Source organism: Caballeronia glathei, from assembly GCF_000698595.1.
Classification (GTDB): domain Bacteria; phylum Pseudomonadota; class Gammaproteobacteria; order Burkholderiales; family Burkholderiaceae; genus Caballeronia; species Caballeronia glathei.
On record NZ_JFHC01000222.1, the window covers coordinates 1 to 1453 of the forward strand.

General features: G+C 58.9%; 1 protein-coding gene. It reads left to right on the top strand.

Translation table 11 applies throughout. The annotated features are described in order from the left end of the window. Positions 1 to 51: 51 nt before the first annotated feature. Positions 52 to 1415, top strand: a protein-coding gene (locus BG61_RS42630) for an IS3 family transposase (RefSeq protein ID WP_132450286.1) whose coding sequence is annotated in 2 segments (ribosomal slippage) — positions 52 to 523 and positions 523 to 1415 — 1365 coding nt in all. Because the reading frame shifts where the segments join, the coding sequence is not laid out codon by codon here. Positions 1416 to 1453: the final 38 nt, after the last annotated feature.

Below are 1453 nucleotides of genomic sequence, written 5' to 3' on the forward strand. Positions count from 1 at the left end.
TGAACTGCACCCCAAAAGTTGGACACCGATCCAACCTTTGGGGTGTTTTTCATGGCGAAGTACAACGAGCAGTTCCGGCAACAACTGGTGGACGAATACCTGGCCGGCGGCATTGGCGTGGAAGGGCTGGCCGCACGGCACGGCGTGGATTATTCGATGCTGCGTCGATGGATTGCGAGCTACGAGAACCACGGCAGCGCAGGGCTGCGCAAGAAATTCGTGCGCTACGACGCACGGTTCAAGATGCAGGTGTTACGGCGCATGTGGAGCGATGATTTGTCATATCGACAGGTGACGGCCCTGTTCGATATTCGCGACTCGGGTAGCGTGGCGCGATGGGCGCGTCTGTATGATGAAGGCGGTCTAGACGCTCTGGCGCCCCGTTCACGGGGGTGCCCCCGGAAAATGACTGCCTCACAGCCAGAAAAACCCACTGAACAGACTGCACCGGATGGGCGCACACGCGAAGACCTGCTCAAGGAGATCGAGTATCTGCGTGCGGAGGTGGCCTACCTAAAAAAGTTCGATGCGCTGCTCGAGGCAAAGAAGCGGGCGGCGCTAAGGAAAAAACGCAGATAGTGTGCGAACTCAGGCAACACCATCCCGTAACGGCACTGCTGAAGGCCGCCGCTCTGGCACGCAGTACGTTTTACTACCAGCTCAAGCTGCTGGCAGCGGGCGAGCGGCGTGTCGAGCTCAAGGAGCAGATCCGCGCGGTGTTCGATCGGCACAAGGGCCGCTATGGCTACCGGCGCATTACGGCAACGCTGCGGCACGCTGGCCAGATCATCAATCACAAGACGGTGCAACGACTGATGGGACAAATGCAGTTGAAGTCACTGGTGCGGCCAAAGAAATACCGCTCATACCGGGGCGCAGTGGGACGCGTGGCGCCAAACCTGCTCAGGCGGCAGTTCGATGCGCAGCGGCCCAACCAGAAATGGGTCACCGATGTGACGGAGTTCAACGTCAACGGGCAGAAGCTTTATCTGTCGCCCGTCATGGACCTGTATAACGGCGAAATCGTGGCGTTCCAGATGGCTCGACGGCCGTGCTTCGAACTGGTCAGCGGCATGGTGAAGAAGGCGATAAGCCGGCTGGGTGGCAGCGACAGGCCATTGCTGCATTCGGATCAGGGCTGGCAGTATCAGATGGCTGCGTACCGGCAGACGCTGGTGACTCACGGCTTGCAGCAGAGTATGTCGCGCAAGGGGAACTGTCTGGACAACGCGGCCATGGAGAGCTTCTTCGGCACACTGAAGTCCGAATTCTTCCGCCTCAACCGCTTCGCTAGCATCGAGCAACTGCAGGCCGGACTGCGCAATTACATCCACTACTACAATCACGAACGCATCAGGCTCAAACTACACGGGCTGAGTCCCGTGCAATTCAGGACCCAGCCCGTGGCCGCGTAGCTTTTAACTGTCCAACTTTGAGGGGTCAGTTCATTGCG